Origin of the sequence: Aeromonas sp. R7-1 (assembly GCF_040908115.1) — a bacterium.
Taxonomy (GTDB): domain Bacteria; phylum Pseudomonadota; class Gammaproteobacteria; order Enterobacterales; family Aeromonadaceae; genus Aeromonas; species Aeromonas caviae.
Genome location: NZ_JBFODD010000021.1, coordinates 38378 through 51226 on the forward strand (window position 1 = coordinate 38378; position 12849 = coordinate 51226).

Genomic DNA, 12849 nt, shown 5'->3' on the forward strand with positions numbered 1-12849 from the left:
CTCCGACGCACAGGCGGCGAGCAGGACTGCCGCGAGTAGGATGCCGAAGAGTCGTGATACACTTAGCTGCTTTATAACCCGGTTCAAGTTCATTCCCCGACCAGTGTTGAAATTCTCCATAGTGTAAACGGGCCAATATGGCGACACAATTGTCGGGACACTCGGAGCTCCCATGAGTGACATCCCAACCCTGTATATAGTCCCCACTCCGATCGGCAATCTGGCCGACATCACCCAGCGAGCACTGGACGTGCTGCGCAGCGTCGATCTGGTGGCTGCCGAGGATACCCGGCATACCGGGATCCTGCTCAGCCACTACCAGATCTCGGTACCGACCTTTGCCCTGCACGATCACAACGAGCAGCAAAAGGCGGATGTGCTGATCGCCCGCATCAAGGAGGGCAAGAGCGTGGCCCTGGTCTCCGATGCGGGGACGCCGCTCATCAGCGACCCCGGTTATCACCTGGTCACCCGTTGTCGTGAAGCCGGGGTCAAGGTGGTGCCGCTGCCCGGACCCTGCGCTGCCATCACGGCGCTGTCCGCCGCCGGGCTGCCCACCGACCGCTTCGCCTTCGAGGGTTTCCTGCCGGCCAAGGCCAAGGGGCGGGATGATCGCCTGCAAGCCGTCATCGAAGACACCCGCTCTCTGGTGTTCTACGAATCGCCGCGCCGGGTGCAGGAGACGGTGGAAGCGATTGCTCGCATCCTTGGTGAGCGCCAGGTGGTGGTGTGCCGCGAGCTGACCAAGACCTTCGAGTCCATCCACGGTCTGCCCGCCTCCGAGATGCTGGCCTGGCTCGGAGAGGACGATAACCGTTGCCGCGGGGAGATCGTGCTGGTGGTCGCCGGTGCCAGCAAGGTGGATGACGAGTTGCCTGCGGAGGCGATCCGCACCCTGGGCCTGCTGGTCAGCGAGCTGCCCCTCAAGAAGGCTGCAGCCCTCACCGCCGAGATCCACGGGGTGAAGAAGAACGCCCTCTACAAATACGGTCTTGAGCACTATTAATTGCCGTAAACCGGAATTGACGGTTTACCCCGTCCGTCTCGCGAGGCTATAATCCGCGCCTCGGAGTTGGCTGGGCAATCGCTGCTTCGTCGTTGTGTCCCTCGGGACAGACGGGCGGAGGGGAGGAAAGTCCGGGCTTCACAGGGCAGGGTGCCAGGTAACGCCTGGGGGGCGCGAGCCTACGACCAGTGCAACAGAGAGCAGACCGCCGATGGCCCGCAAGGGATCAGGTAAGGGTGAAAGGGTGCGGTAAGAGCGCACCGCGCGACTGGCAACAGTTCGTGGCACGGTAAACTCCACCCGAAGCAAGACCAAATAGGCCCCTATTGGCGCGGCCCGCGTTGGGGGCGGGTAGGTTGCTTGAGCCAGCGAGCGATTGCTGGCCTAGAGGAATGATTGCTACCCGGGGCAACCCGGTACAGAACCCGGCTTACAGGCCGACTCCGACCTCTTTCTGGTAAGTGATTACCTCGAAATCCCGGCACCTTTTGGTGCCGGGATTTTTATTTTCGGCTGGTCACGCGGTCGCGTGGCGCCTTTTGGGGTTTTGTAATAAAGTTCTCCCCCCTTTCGGTCGCTCTGTGTCGTCTGGGCTATCGGTATCGATCATGGAGCCGGCATGTCTCCATGCAGCAGGACGAGATGAAAATGGCAAAGGTGGATTTGTAATGTCATCAAGCGGCGTAATGCACACCCCTTCCCGGTTGATCTGTGCCGAGCGGGGCAGAGCCCTGCCTCAATATGACTTGCTGGGGGTCGAGAGGGCCAATCAGGCCCGTCTCAGGCAACTCAACACCCAACTGAGCGTCTTTTCCCAGCAGGCGTCGGGCTGCATGGCCCAGTTGTTCAATGCGGCGGATTGCGATCTGGGTTACCAGGACTTTTCTTCTGCGTTGCCGCAAGAGGAGGATGATCATCAGGTCTGGGTCGAAGCCCGTACTCCTCTGGATGCCCAGCGTGTCGCCTTTTTCTCCATCTCTCCTGCGGTCATCTATCGGCTTGCCGTGCTGTTTTTCGGCGGCACTCTGCAACACAAGGGGGCCACGGCACCCCATGGTAGGGGATTGACCGACACCGAACAGCGACTGCTGCTGCGGCTGTGCCAGTACCAGGTGGAAATCTGGTCGACCTGTCAGGGTCAGGGAGACCTCTCCTGGCAGCTGAATCTGATCTCCCGGGAGGCCCTGCCCGCAGGCCCGCTCTGGAAGGCGCAGGCCAGTATGCTGGCCGGTGGCAGCCAGCACGATTGGCAGTTCTGGCTGGCGCCCCCCGAAGAGGCGCCCGGTATCGCTGAAGGTCAGCGTGTGCAGGTGGCGCAACTGGAGGAGGCGCTGATCCAGGTGCCGGTGCGGCTGCGGGTAGTCATGGGGCAGATGTCCATGACGCTGGCGGATCTCGAATGCCTCAAGGTGGGAGACGTGCTCTCGCTGGATTTACCCGAGGTGGTGCCGGCCCTGATCGGCCAGCGCCCCTGTTTCAATGGACGCATTGCCGAACATAAAGGCAGCCTGGTGTACCAGGTCGCAACAGTGGTAGAGGAGTAGTCGAATCGTGAACGAGCACAACATGAATGACCCGCTGGATCTGGATGGCCTGGATCAGCTGTTTGGGGACGACATCAGCATGCCGAGTGCGGCCGACTACATGGCGCCGACCAGCAGTACCAAGCAGCGGGATCTCTCCTTCTTTCACCACATTCCGGTCAAGGTGACCCTGGAAGTGGCCAGCACCGAGGTGGCGCTGGGCGAGCTGATGAAGGTGGAAGAGGGGGCCGTCATCGAGCTGGACAAGCTGGCGGGCGAGCCGCTGGATGTCCGCGTCAACGGGCGCCTGCTGGCCAGGGGCGAGGTGGTGGTGGTCAACGGCAAATACGGGCTGCGGCTGGTGGATGTCGTGGACACCAAATTGCTGGGCGGCATGAACGACTGATGCGTTACCTGCTGGTTGCCCTGCTCCTGCTGGCGTTGCCGAGCTGGGGCGCGGACATGACGCTGTTCTCGGTATCGCCGAGCGAAGCAGGGGGAGAGGACTACAGCGTCAAGCTGCAGATCCTCTTCTTCATGACCCTGCTGGGTCTGCTGCCGACCCTGCTGCTGATGATGACCAGTTTTACCCGGATCATCATAGTGCTGGCCATCCTGCGTCAGGCCCTGGGATTGCAGCAGAGCCCACCCAACCGGGTGCTGATCGGCATCAGCCTGATCCTGACCCTGGTGATCATGAGGCCGGTCTGGACCGAGATGTACCAGAACGCCTTCGTGCCATACGACCAGAACGAAATCACGTTGACGGAAGGGCTGGCCCGCGCCGAAAAACCGCTGCGCCAATTCATGCTGGCCCAGACCCGGGAGCCGGATCTCGAGCAGATGCTGCGCATCTCCGGAGAGCCGACCACCCTCGCCAAGAGCGAAGTGCCGTTCGGCGTGCTGTTGCCGGCCTTCGTGCTGAGCGAGCTGAACACCGCCTTCCAGATAGGTTTCATGCTGTTCATCCCCTTTCTGGTCATCGATCTGGTGGTCGCCAGCGTGTTGATGGCCATGGGGATGATGATGCTCTCCCCTCTCATCATCTCGCTGCCATTCAAGTTGATGGTCTTCGTGCTGGTGGATGGCTGGTCCATGACGGTCGGTACCCTGGCGGCCAGTTTCGGCGGGGGAGGCTGACGTGACCCCCGAGCAGAGTGTGGCCCTGGTGGGCGGGGCCGTGAACCTGGTGGTCATCATGGTCTCGGTGCTGATCGTGCCCGGTCTCATCGTCGGGCTGGTGGTCAGCATCTTCCAGGCGGCGACCCAGATCCAGGAACAGACACTGAGCTTCCTGCCCCGTTTCATCGTGACCCTGCTGACCCTCATCTTCACGGGAAACTGGCTGCTGTCGCAGATCACCACCCTGTTCGCCGACCTGTTCCAGAAGATCCCCGGGCTTATCGGATGAACTCCCTGCTGTCGTTCAGTGCGGCCGAGCTGACCGCCTGGCTGGGACAGTGGTGGTGGCCCTTCATTCGCATCGCGGCCGCCTTCTGGGTGATGCCGGTATTCGGTGACGGCCGGGTGCCTGCACAGGTTCGCATCCTGCTGGCCTTCGTCATCAGTCTGCTGATCGCCCCCATGATGAAAGGCATGCCGGCGCTGGATCCCCTCAGTGCCGGCATGATGGTGCTGACCCTGGAGCAGTTGCTGTTCGGTCTGCTGTTCGGGCTCTGCATACAGATGCTGTTCATGGTGATGACCATGGCGGGGCAGATCCTCTCCATGCAGATGGGGTTGGGGATGGCGGTGATGAACGATCCTTCCAACGGAGACACGGCGCCCATCGTCAGCCAGATCATGCTGGTCTTCTGCTCCCTGTTGTTCCTCGGTCTGAACGGCCATCTGGTGACTTTGGATGTCCTGGTGCAGAGCCTGCGGACCTGGCCGCCGGGAACCTCGCTCTACGTCCTCGATCTGAAGGGGGTCATCGGCCTGTTTGGCTGGAGCATCGGAGCCGCCCTCATCCTGACCCTGCCTGCCGTGGTGGCCATGCTGATGGTGAACCTCACCTTTGGGGTGCTCAATCGCACGGCCCCTTCCCTGAACATCTTCTCTCTGGGCTTCCCCATGACGTTGCTGCTGGGGCTGCTCACCATGGCCATCTCCATCAGCGGCGTCCCGGCCCGCTATCTGGATCTGGTCGGTTACGTGCTGACCCAGCTCAGGGCATTGACGCCGACATGAGCCAGCACAGCGCCCAGGACAAAACCGAAGAGGCCTCTTCCCAGAAACGGCGCAAGGCGCGGGAAGAGGGCCAGATTGCACGTTCCAGGGAGTTGAGCTCGGCCGGCCTGCTGCTCGTCGGCGGTCTGGTCATGCAGTGGATGGTACCGAGTTTCGGGCTCTTCTTTGCCGAGCTGATGAAGCAGCCTCAGCGTTTCAACTGGCAAGGGGCACGGGATCCCCAGATGATGATCCAGTGGACCGCGGACGCCCTGATCGGGATGCTGTGGGTGCTGCTGCCTCTGTTCGGCGTGCTGGCCCTGCTGCTGGTGCTGCTCAGTAGCGTGCCTGGCGGCATGGTGCTGGTCTGGAAGAAGCTGATGCCAAGCGGGGAGAAGCTCAACCCGCTCAAGGGGCTCAAGCGGATGTTCTCCACCCACAGTCTGATGGAACTTCTGAAATCCCTGCTCAAGGTGCTGCTGATCGGCGGCACCCTGGCCATGATGCTCCAGCACCAGTGGCCCACCCTGATGATGATGAACCGCATGCCGCCCCAGGCGGCCATGGAACAGGCGCTGCGGATCCTCTCCCAGGCATTCATCTTGCTAGGCAGTGTGCAGATGCTCATCGCGGTGCTGGATGTGCCCTACCAGCGCTGGTCCTTGAACAAGCAGTTGAAGATGACCAAGCAGGAGGTCAAGGACGAGCACAAGAACAGCGAGGGGCGTCCGGAGATCAAGGCGAGGATCCGCCAGGTGCAGGGGATGCTGGCCAGGGCCCGCATCGAACAGCGGGTGCCCCAGGCCGATGTCATCATAGTGAACCCGACCCATTATGCGGTGGCCATCAAGTACGATCCCGAGCGGGCCAACGCCCCCTATGTGATTGCCAAGGGGGTGGACGGCATGGCGGAGCGGATCCGCGAGGTGGCCAAAGCCCATGACAAGCGGGTGATGAGCCTGCCCGAGCTGACCCGGGCCATCTACTACTCCACCCGGGTGGATCAGGAAGTGCCGGCGGGTCTGTACACCGCGGTCGCCTATGTATTGAACCATGTATTGCAGCTACGGGCCTATGAGGCTGGCAAGGGCAGGAAACCCAATCCCCTTGCCCCCCTGCACGTGCCGCCCGAATTACGTCAACCTGAGAGGTAAGTTGTGAACTGGCGTGTCTTTACCCAATCCTATACAGCCATCCCCATGATGCTGCTGGCCATCCTGGCGATGATGATACTGCCTCTGCCAGGCTGGCTGCTGGATGCCCTGTTCACCTTCAACATCGTGCTGGCGGTGCTGGTGCTGCTGGTCTCCGTCTCGGCCCGCCGGCCCCTCGACTTCTCCGTCTTCCCGACCGTGCTGCTGGTGGCCACCCTGATGCGGCTCTCCCTCAACGTCGCCTCCACCCGGGTGGTGCTGCTGCACGGCCATGAAGGCAACGAAGCGGCCGGCAAGGTGATCCAGGCCTTCGGCGAAGTGGTCATCGGTGGCAACTACGTGGTGGGTCTGGTGGTCTTCGTCATTCTGATGATCATCAACTTCGTGGTGATCACCAAGGGGGGCGAGCGGATCTCGGAAGTGTCCGCCCGCTTCACCCTGGACGCCATGCCGGGCAAACAGATGGCCATCGACGCCGACCTCAATGCGGGGACCCTGGATCAGCACCAGGCCCGGGCAAGACGTGAGGAGATCGCCAGGGAAGCGGACTTCTACGGGGCCATGGACGGGGCCTCCAAGTTCGTGCGTGGTGATGCCATCGCCGGTCTGCTGGTGCTCATCATCAACCTCGTCGGGGGCCTGGCCATCGGCATCTTCCAGCACTCGCTGCCGGTTTCCGATGCCTTCCGCATCTATGCCCTGCTCACCATAGGTGACGGTCTGGTCGCCCAGATCCCCTCCCTGCTGATGTCCACGGCTGCAGCCATCATCGTCACCCGCGTGAGTGACGAAGGGGAGATGTCGGATCAGGTTGGCCAGCAGATCCTGGCCTCTCCTCGGGTGATCTACACGGCGGCGACCGTCATGCTGATCCTGGGGCTGGTTCCCGGCATGCCCATGCTGGCCTTCCTCAGCTTTGCGGCCGTGCTGGCCTGGACCGGCTGGAGCGTCAGCAAGCGCCGGGTGCAGGATCCCGCGCTGGATGCGGCCGAGGCGCTGACGCGCCAGATGGTGCAGCCGGAGCCTCAGGGACTGGAGTGGCAGGACCTGCCCCCGGTGGACGCGGTCGCCATCGAACTGGGTTATCGCCTGGTACCGCTGGCGGAGGCGGACAAGGGGGCCGAGCTGCTGGCCCGGGTGCGCGGTATTCGCAAGACACTCTCCGAGCAGTACGGCTTCCTGCTGCCCGAGATCCGGGTGAGGGACAACCTGCAATTGCAGCCGGATCAGTACCGCATCAAGCTCTCCGGCATCCCTTTGGCCTCGGGCAATGTGGATTGCCAGCGGTTGATGGCCATCAGCAGCGGTGAGACCTATGGCGCCCTGGATGGCGAGCTGACACAGGATCCTGCCTATGGCATGAGTGCGGTCTGGATTTCGCCGGACAACAAGGCCAAGGCCCTCAATCTGGGCTACTCGGTGGTGGATTCCGCCACCGTCATCGCGACTCACGCCAGCAAGCTGCTCAGGGAGCAGCTCGACGGCTTGTTTGGTCATGACGAGGTGGGCAAGCTGGGCCAGCATCTGGCGACCCAGTCCCCCCGTCTTGCGGAAGAGCTCAATCTGGCCCTGACCCAGATGCAGCAACTGCGGGTCTTCCGCCAGTTGCTCAAGGAGCAGATCAGCCTCACCGACATCCGCACCATCGCCACCACCTTGCTGGATGCGAGCGAGCTGACCAAGGATCCCGTCCTGCTGGCGTCCGATGTGCGCTGCGCACTGAAGCGCCAGATCGTCAGACAGGCGATAGGGTCCCGCGACGTGCTGGCGGCCTTCACCCTGGAAGACCGGCTGGAGCAGACCCTGCTGACGGCCATGAGCCAGTCACAGCAGCAGGGCAAGATCCAGCTGGACAGCTTCCCGGTGGATCCCCAGTTGCTGGCGCAGTTGCAGCAGAACATGCCGCTGGTGAAGGAGCAACTTCAGCAACAGGGATATGCGCCCGTGCTGGTGGTGATGCCCCAGCTCAGACCGCTGATAGCCCGTTATGCCCGTTCCTTCTCGAAAGGCCTCAAGGTGCTCTCCTATAACGAGATACCGGAAGATTTGCGAGTCGAAGTCATCGGGACTCTGGGCTGAAGTGGAATTGCCTTGGCGTCACAGGGACAGGAAGCGCCTATTCCGCATATCTGCTTGAATTGTCATATAAAGCCGCTATCATGTGACGACTTTTGACGCGATACATACTGACAGTTAAGAAAAAAATAGAAATAGTCGGATGTATCACATGGCTTCAGGGACAACGTAGCCATGCCATCCAAATACGGGTCGTCGCATGATAAAGGCAAACTGAACTGAAAAGTCAGGACGCAAAGCCTCCGGTCTAACAGCATTGATGCTAATGATAGCGGGGTTACCAAGGCCATGATTTCCCGCCTTGTTTTTATACCGATATAGACCATTCACTCAATAACGGGTGCGGTCTCTATTTGTGTGTCTTTATTTTTCACGCATCAGTTCTGTTGATTGATTCATGTGCAATCACAGGTTCGGGATATATGTTTTCTGATTTATCTAGCAAGGAAAATTCAATACCGACCGGTATTGAAATGCATGCTCATTTATTATTAGTTTCCGCTTCGTTATCAAATGGAAACGATGTTGAACGTATATTGCTCAGTGCCGGTTATCGTGTTTCCTGTGTCGATTCCGTGTCGCTGGCCAAGCAATTTCTCTCGAACCATGCGGTCGATCTCATTCTGCTCGACATGGCGGTCATGACCGAGGCAGGGCCCGCCATGGTGCAGACGCTGGCAGGGACCGACTGCGTCATTCTGGTCAACGAGCATCAGGCCTACCTGGCGGCGGAAGCCATGCGGGCCGGCGCCATCGACTACATCATCAAGCCCTTCAGCCAGCGCCAGATCCTCGATGTGGTGAGAGGGGCCCTGCGCCTGCGCCAGGCCATTCCCAATCTGATCGCCACGTCCCCCCAGAGCCTGCAGGTGTTGCAGCTTGCCCGGCGGGCAGCCAAGACATCGGCCACCATCCTCATCGGTGGCGAATCCGGGACAGGCAAGGAGCGACTGGCTCGCTACATCCACGAGATGTCCAGCCGGGCCGGCAAGCCTTTCGTGGCCATCAACTGTGCGGCCATCCCGGAAGCCATGCTCGAATCCATCCTGTTCGGACACAGCAAGGGGGCCTTCACCGGGGCAACCGCCAACCAGCAGGGAAAATTCGAGCTGGCCCAGGGCGGCACCCTGCTGCTCGACGAGATCTCCGAACTGCCGCTGGCGCTGCAGGCCAAGTTGCTGCGGGTGTTGCAGGAGAAAGAGGTGGAACGCCTCGGCAGTCATCAGGTGATCGCGCTGGATGTGCGGATCATCGCCGCCAGCAACCGGGACCTGAGGGAGCTGGTGCTGCAGGGCGCGTTTCGCGAGGACCTTTTCTACCGGCTCGACGTGCTCCCCATGAGCTGGCCGGCACTGCGAGAGAGGCGGGATGACATCCTGCCTCTGGCGGAATACTTCATCGAACGCTACGCCGCACAGCAGGGGTATCGCCTCGGCGAGAGTGCCCGTCAGCAACTGCTCTCCTATGACTGGCCTGGCAATGTGCGTGAGCTGGACAACGTGATTCAGCGAGCGCTAATTATGGCTCGCGGCTTGCATATTCAGGCCGTCGATCTGATGTTGCCCCATTACGCCGCCGAAGCCGACACCCCGCAACCGCAGGCGCTTGCGGCCCCCGAGGGGCTCAGCGAGACCAAGCGGCATGCTGAATTTCAATTCGTCCTTGAGACGTTGCGCCGTTTCCGTGGTCACCGGACACGCACGGCCGAAGCCCTCGGAATGACGACCCGGGCACTTAGATACAAGCTGGCTGCCATGCGCGAGCAGGGCATCGATGTCGAGCAGCAGATACAAAACTAAGGGATAACCGAGTGAAGATTGAGATCATGTCATCACAGGTGACGCTCCTGCAGCAGATGCAGGAAATGCAGCGAGTCGCCAGTCAACCCCCTTCCATCGAACCGAACGAGGCGTCAGGCGTCTCGTTCAGCGACGCCATGCGCGACGTCGTCGGCCGCGTCAACGAGCAGCAGAACATCGCCTCCCGATTGATGACCGCCGTCGATGCGGGTCAGAGCGACGATCTGGTGGGGGCCATGGTGGCCAGCCAGAAGGCCGGTCTCAGTTTTTCCGCCCTGATGCAGGTGCGCAACAAACTGATGACGGGTTTTGATGACATCATGCGCATGCCGCTCTGAGGTTGATCATGACTGAACTGGTATCCTCCGCACCGGGGGCGCCGGGCTCCCTGCTGGCCCGGGTGCAGGACGGGGTGCGCAACTGGCGTACCCTGTCTCGCGACAACAAATCCATTCTGACCATCGCGCTGCTGGCCGCCGTGGTTGCCGCCACCATAGTGGTCATCCTCTGGACCTCCAGCAAGAATTACGTGCCCCTCTACGGCAAGCAGGAGCTTTACGACACCGCCAACATCATGGAGATGCTGGAGAAGGAGCAGGTACCCTTCCGGCTGGAGAAAAGTTCCGGCCAGATCCTGGTGCCTGAAAGCCAGTTGGCCCACATCCGCATGGCGCTGGCCGCGCGGGGCGTGAGGGCGGCCATGCCGTCCGGCCTGGAGGGGCTCGACAACGTCACAGGCCTTGGCACCAGCGAGTTCATGGAAGGGGCGCGCTATCGCCATGCCCTGGAAGGGGAGCTGGCCAGAACCATCATCTCCCTGGATGCGGTGCGCAGTGCCCGGGTGCATCTGGCCATTCCGAAGCGGACCCTGTTCGTGGGGCGCGACGAGGAAAAACCCAGCGCGTCCGTGATGCTGGATCTGCAACCGGGCCAGACCATGGAGCCGGGCCAGGTCGAGGCGATTGCCAACCTGGTGGCGGGCAGTATCTCCGGCATGAAGCCCGGGGCCGTCACCGTGGTGGATCAAAGCGGCCAGCTGCTGAGTGCCGAGCTCGGCGACAAGGCCGGTTTCGGCAAGCAGAGCGTCCAGCAGATGGAATATGTGCGCAAGCTGGAGCAGTACATTCGCCAGCGTGCCAGCGACATGCTCTCCCCCATGCTGGGCACGGGCAACTTCCGGGTGCAGATCGCCGCGGACGTCAATTTCAATGCGGTGGAAGAGACCCAGCAACAGCTCGATCCCAATGCCGTGGTGACCAGGGAGTCCAACAAATCGGACAAGACCATCGATGCCCTGGCCCTCGGTATCCCCGGTGCGCTCTCCAATCGACCGCCCGAAACCGCTCCCAAGACCGATCAGGCCGCCACCGAGGGGAATGCTGCCCAGGAGCCTGCCAAGAACGATACCCGCACCGAGCGGCAGGAAGTCAGCAGGCAGTATGAAAGCAGCCGCACCATAGTGCATACCCGCTATCAGCAGGGACGACTGGAGAAGATGAACGTCTCCATCCTGCTCAATCAGCAGAGCGCCCCCAAGGAGGGGTGGAGTCCGGAACAGCTCGAGCAGATCCGCCAGATGGTGGAGCGCTCGGTGGGCTTTGACGGCACCCGTGGCGACCAGATCAGTCTGCAGGTCTTCGATTTCACCGGTGCGGTGCCGGTGGAGCCGCCAGCGTCGAGCTGGCTGGAAACCCCTTACTGGCAAGACTCCCTGCGTTACCTGGTGGGTGGTTTGCTGGGGCTGACCCTGGTGTTCTTCGGCATCCGTCCTCTGGTGAAGCACCTGGTGCGTACCCAGCAATATCCCGACACTGATGCCGCACAGGAGCCGGACGAGGAGCAGGAGCCAACCATGGGCCTCTCCATGCGCCGGGAAGGGGATGGGGAACTGGAAGAGTCTGCGACGGGCAAGAGCCTGTCCCAGTCTCAGTCCGAGTTCCGGCTCGAGCCCCAGTTCTCCTCCCTGGCTCTGGAGGCGCTGCCGGAGCCGGGCTCCGAGCTGGAAGTCCAGCTCAAGCACCTGCAACTGCTGGTAGACAAGGACACGGCCCGGGTGGCGGAAGTGGTCAGACAATGGGTGAGTGGCAATGAGCAACGTTAATCTGAATCAGAACGCGGTCGACATCGACATCGACAATCTGGAAAAAGCCGCGATCCTGCTGCTGAGCATGGGCACCGAGGCGGCGGCCAAGGTGATGCAGAAGTTGTCCCGCGACGAAGTGCAGCGCCTCATCTCCAAGATGGCCAGCCTCTCCGGCGTGAGTTCGATAGAAGCCAAGTGGACGCTGCAGCAGTTCTTCAACCAGTATCGCGAGCAGAGCGGCATCGGCAGCGCCTCCCGGGAATATCTGGAACAGACCCTGGATCTGGCGCTGGGCCAGCGGCTTTCCCGCAGCCTGCTCGACAGCCTCTATGGCGATGCGATGAGCCAGGACATCCAGCGCCTGCAATGGGTGCCGGCGGATGTGCTGGCCCGCTTCTTCCGCAATGAGCATCCCCAGATGCAGGCGGTCTTGCTCGCCTTTCTGCCCCCCCAGACCGCCTCTGCCGTGCTCGATGCCCTGCCGGGGTCGGTGCACGACGATCTGCTGGTGCGGGTTGCGAGCCTCAGCTCGGTCAGCGAGCACGTGCTGGGGGAGCTGCGGCTCACCCTGGATCGCTGCCTCGCCTATGTGGCCGATCAGTCCGGCGCCAAGGTCAACGGGGTGCGCCAGGTGGCCGATATCCTCAATCGCTATCAGGGGAACAAGGAGCAGATGCTCACCCTGCTGCGGGAGCACGATGGTGAGCTGGCCCTCGAAATCGAGAAGAACATGTTCGACTTCATGGCCCTGCGTCGCCAGAGCGACGATACCCTGCAACGTCTGGTGCAGGAGCTGCCGGCGGATCTGCTGGCCCTGGCCCTGAAGAACACCGATGCCGGTTTTCGCAAGGTGGTGCTTGGCGCCATGCCCAAACGGATGGCACAGGCACTGGAGGCCCAGATCCAGGATCAGGGCAGCGTCTCCCTGCGCAAGGTGGAGCAGGCCCGGGAAGAGGCCATGAAGCTGGTGCGCGAGCTGGTGGAGCAGGGCGAGATCGAGTTCCAGCTGTTCGAAGAGCCCACCGTCAGTTAACAGGAG

General features: G+C 61.7%; 12 protein-coding genes, 1 other RNA gene and 1 riboswitch. All 13 genes read left to right on the forward strand.

The annotated features are described in order from the left end of the window. The first annotated feature begins 172 nt into the window (after positions 1-172). The 13 genes from rsmI to fliGL all read left to right on the forward strand — a co-directional run bounded on the left by rsmI (position 173) and on the right by fliGL (position 12843). Positions 173-1006, forward strand: coding sequence for a 16S rRNA (cytidine(1402)-2'-O)-methyltransferase (gene rsmI / locus AB5Y51_RS03695; RefSeq protein WP_041211835.1), 834 nt, complete (start codon positions 173-175; stop codon positions 1004-1006). A 62-nt stretch (positions 1007-1068) separates the two neighbouring features. Next, an RNA gene (gene rnpB / locus AB5Y51_RS03700) (RNase P RNA component class A) lies at positions 1069-1455 on the forward strand. 219 nt (positions 1456-1674) lie between these two features. Further along, the gene (gene lfiM / locus AB5Y51_RS03705) at positions 1675-2550 is read left to right on the forward strand and encodes a lateral flagellar motor switch protein LfiM (RefSeq protein ID WP_183148999.1); all 876 of its coding nucleotides are present in this window, start codon (positions 1675-1677) and stop codon (positions 2548-2550) included. A 7-nt stretch (positions 2551-2557) separates the two neighbouring features. Next, the gene (lfiN, locus tag AB5Y51_RS03710; protein ID WP_041211834.1) at positions 2558-2935 is read left to right on the forward strand and encodes a lateral flagellar motor switch protein LfiN; all 378 of its coding nucleotides are present in this window, start codon (positions 2558-2560) and stop codon (positions 2933-2935) included. Then, on the forward strand, positions 2935-3669 hold the full coding sequence (gene fliP, locus AB5Y51_RS03715) for a flagellar type III secretion system pore protein FliP (RefSeq protein WP_041211833.1): 735 nt from the start codon (positions 2935-2937) through the stop codon (positions 3667-3669). The genes lfiN and fliP overlap by 1 nt, the downstream gene beginning before the upstream one ends. A 1-nt stretch (position 3670) precedes the next feature. Then, entirely contained in the window at positions 3671-3940 is a 270-nt protein-coding gene (gene fliQ / locus AB5Y51_RS03720) for a flagellar biosynthesis protein FliQ (protein ID WP_041211832.1), read from the forward strand. After that, positions 3937-4719, forward strand: coding sequence for a lateral flagellar biosynthetic protein LfiR (lfiR, locus tag AB5Y51_RS03725; RefSeq protein WP_104452187.1), 783 nt, complete (start codon positions 3937-3939; stop codon positions 4717-4719). Before fliQ ends, lfiR begins: the two co-directional genes overlap by 4 nt. Continuing rightward, positions 4716-5852: a flagellar biosynthesis protein FlhB gene (gene flhB, locus AB5Y51_RS03730; RefSeq protein WP_041214022.1), complete on the forward strand. Its 1137-nt coding sequence runs from the start codon at positions 4716-4718 to the stop codon at positions 5850-5852. The genes lfiR and flhB overlap by 4 nt, the downstream gene beginning before the upstream one ends. A 3-nt stretch (positions 5853-5855) precedes the next feature. Then, complete coding sequence (lfhA, locus tag AB5Y51_RS03735) at positions 5856-7931, forward strand: lateral flagellar biosynthesis protein LfhA (protein WP_368178069.1); 2076 nt, start codon at positions 5856-5858, stop codon at positions 7929-7931. 194 nt (positions 7932-8125) lie between these two features. Next, positions 8126-8213, forward strand: a riboswitch (cyclic di-GMP riboswitch). Between the two features lie 251 nt (positions 8214-8464). Next, on the forward strand, positions 8465-9727 hold the full coding sequence (lafK, locus tag AB5Y51_RS03740; protein ID WP_269475233.1) for a lateral flagellar response regulator transcription factor LafK: 1263 nt from the start codon (positions 8465-8467) through the stop codon (positions 9725-9727). A gap of 11 nt (positions 9728-9738) precedes the next feature. Then, positions 9739-10065, forward strand: coding sequence for a lateral flagellar hook-basal body complex protein LfiE (gene lfiE / locus AB5Y51_RS03745; protein ID WP_080767903.1), 327 nt, complete (start codon positions 9739-9741; stop codon positions 10063-10065). A gap of 8 nt (positions 10066-10073) precedes the next feature. Further along, positions 10074-11828, forward strand: a complete 1755-nt coding sequence (gene fliFL, locus AB5Y51_RS03750) for a lateral flagellar M-ring protein FliFL (RefSeq protein WP_368178070.1) — start codon at positions 10074-10076, stop codon at positions 11826-11828. Next, the gene (gene fliGL, locus AB5Y51_RS03755; protein ID WP_041211827.1) at positions 11815-12843 is read left to right on the forward strand and encodes a lateral flagellar motor switch protein FliGL; all 1029 of its coding nucleotides are present in this window, start codon (positions 11815-11817) and stop codon (positions 12841-12843) included. The genes fliFL and fliGL overlap by 14 nt, the downstream gene beginning before the upstream one ends. Positions 12844-12849 lie beyond the last annotated feature (6 nt).

Excerpts from the sequence above, each read along its gene's own strand:
- rsmI (WP_041211835.1), top strand. The coding sequence starts at position 173 with ATGAGTGACATCCCAACCCTGTATATAGTCCCCACTCCGATCGGCAAT.
- lfiM (WP_183148999.1), top strand. The coding sequence starts at position 1,675 with ATGTCATCAAGCGGCGTAATGCACACCCCTTCCCGGTTGATCTGTGCC.
- fliP (WP_041211833.1), top strand. The coding sequence starts at position 2,935 with ATGCGTTACCTGCTGGTTGCCCTGCTCCTGCTGGCGTTGCCGAGCTGG.
- lfiR (WP_104452187.1), top strand. The coding sequence starts at position 3,937 with ATGAACTCCCTGCTGTCGTTCAGTGCGGCCGAGCTGACCGCCTGGCTG.
- flhB (WP_041214022.1), top strand. The coding sequence starts at position 4,716 with ATGAGCCAGCACAGCGCCCAGGACAAAACCGAAGAGGCCTCTTCCCAG.
- fliFL (WP_368178070.1), top strand. The coding sequence starts at position 10,074 with ATGACTGAACTGGTATCCTCCGCACCGGGGGCGCCGGGCTCCCTGCTG.
- fliGL (WP_041211827.1), top strand. The coding sequence starts at position 11,815 with ATGAGCAACGTTAATCTGAATCAGAACGCGGTCGACATCGACATCGAC.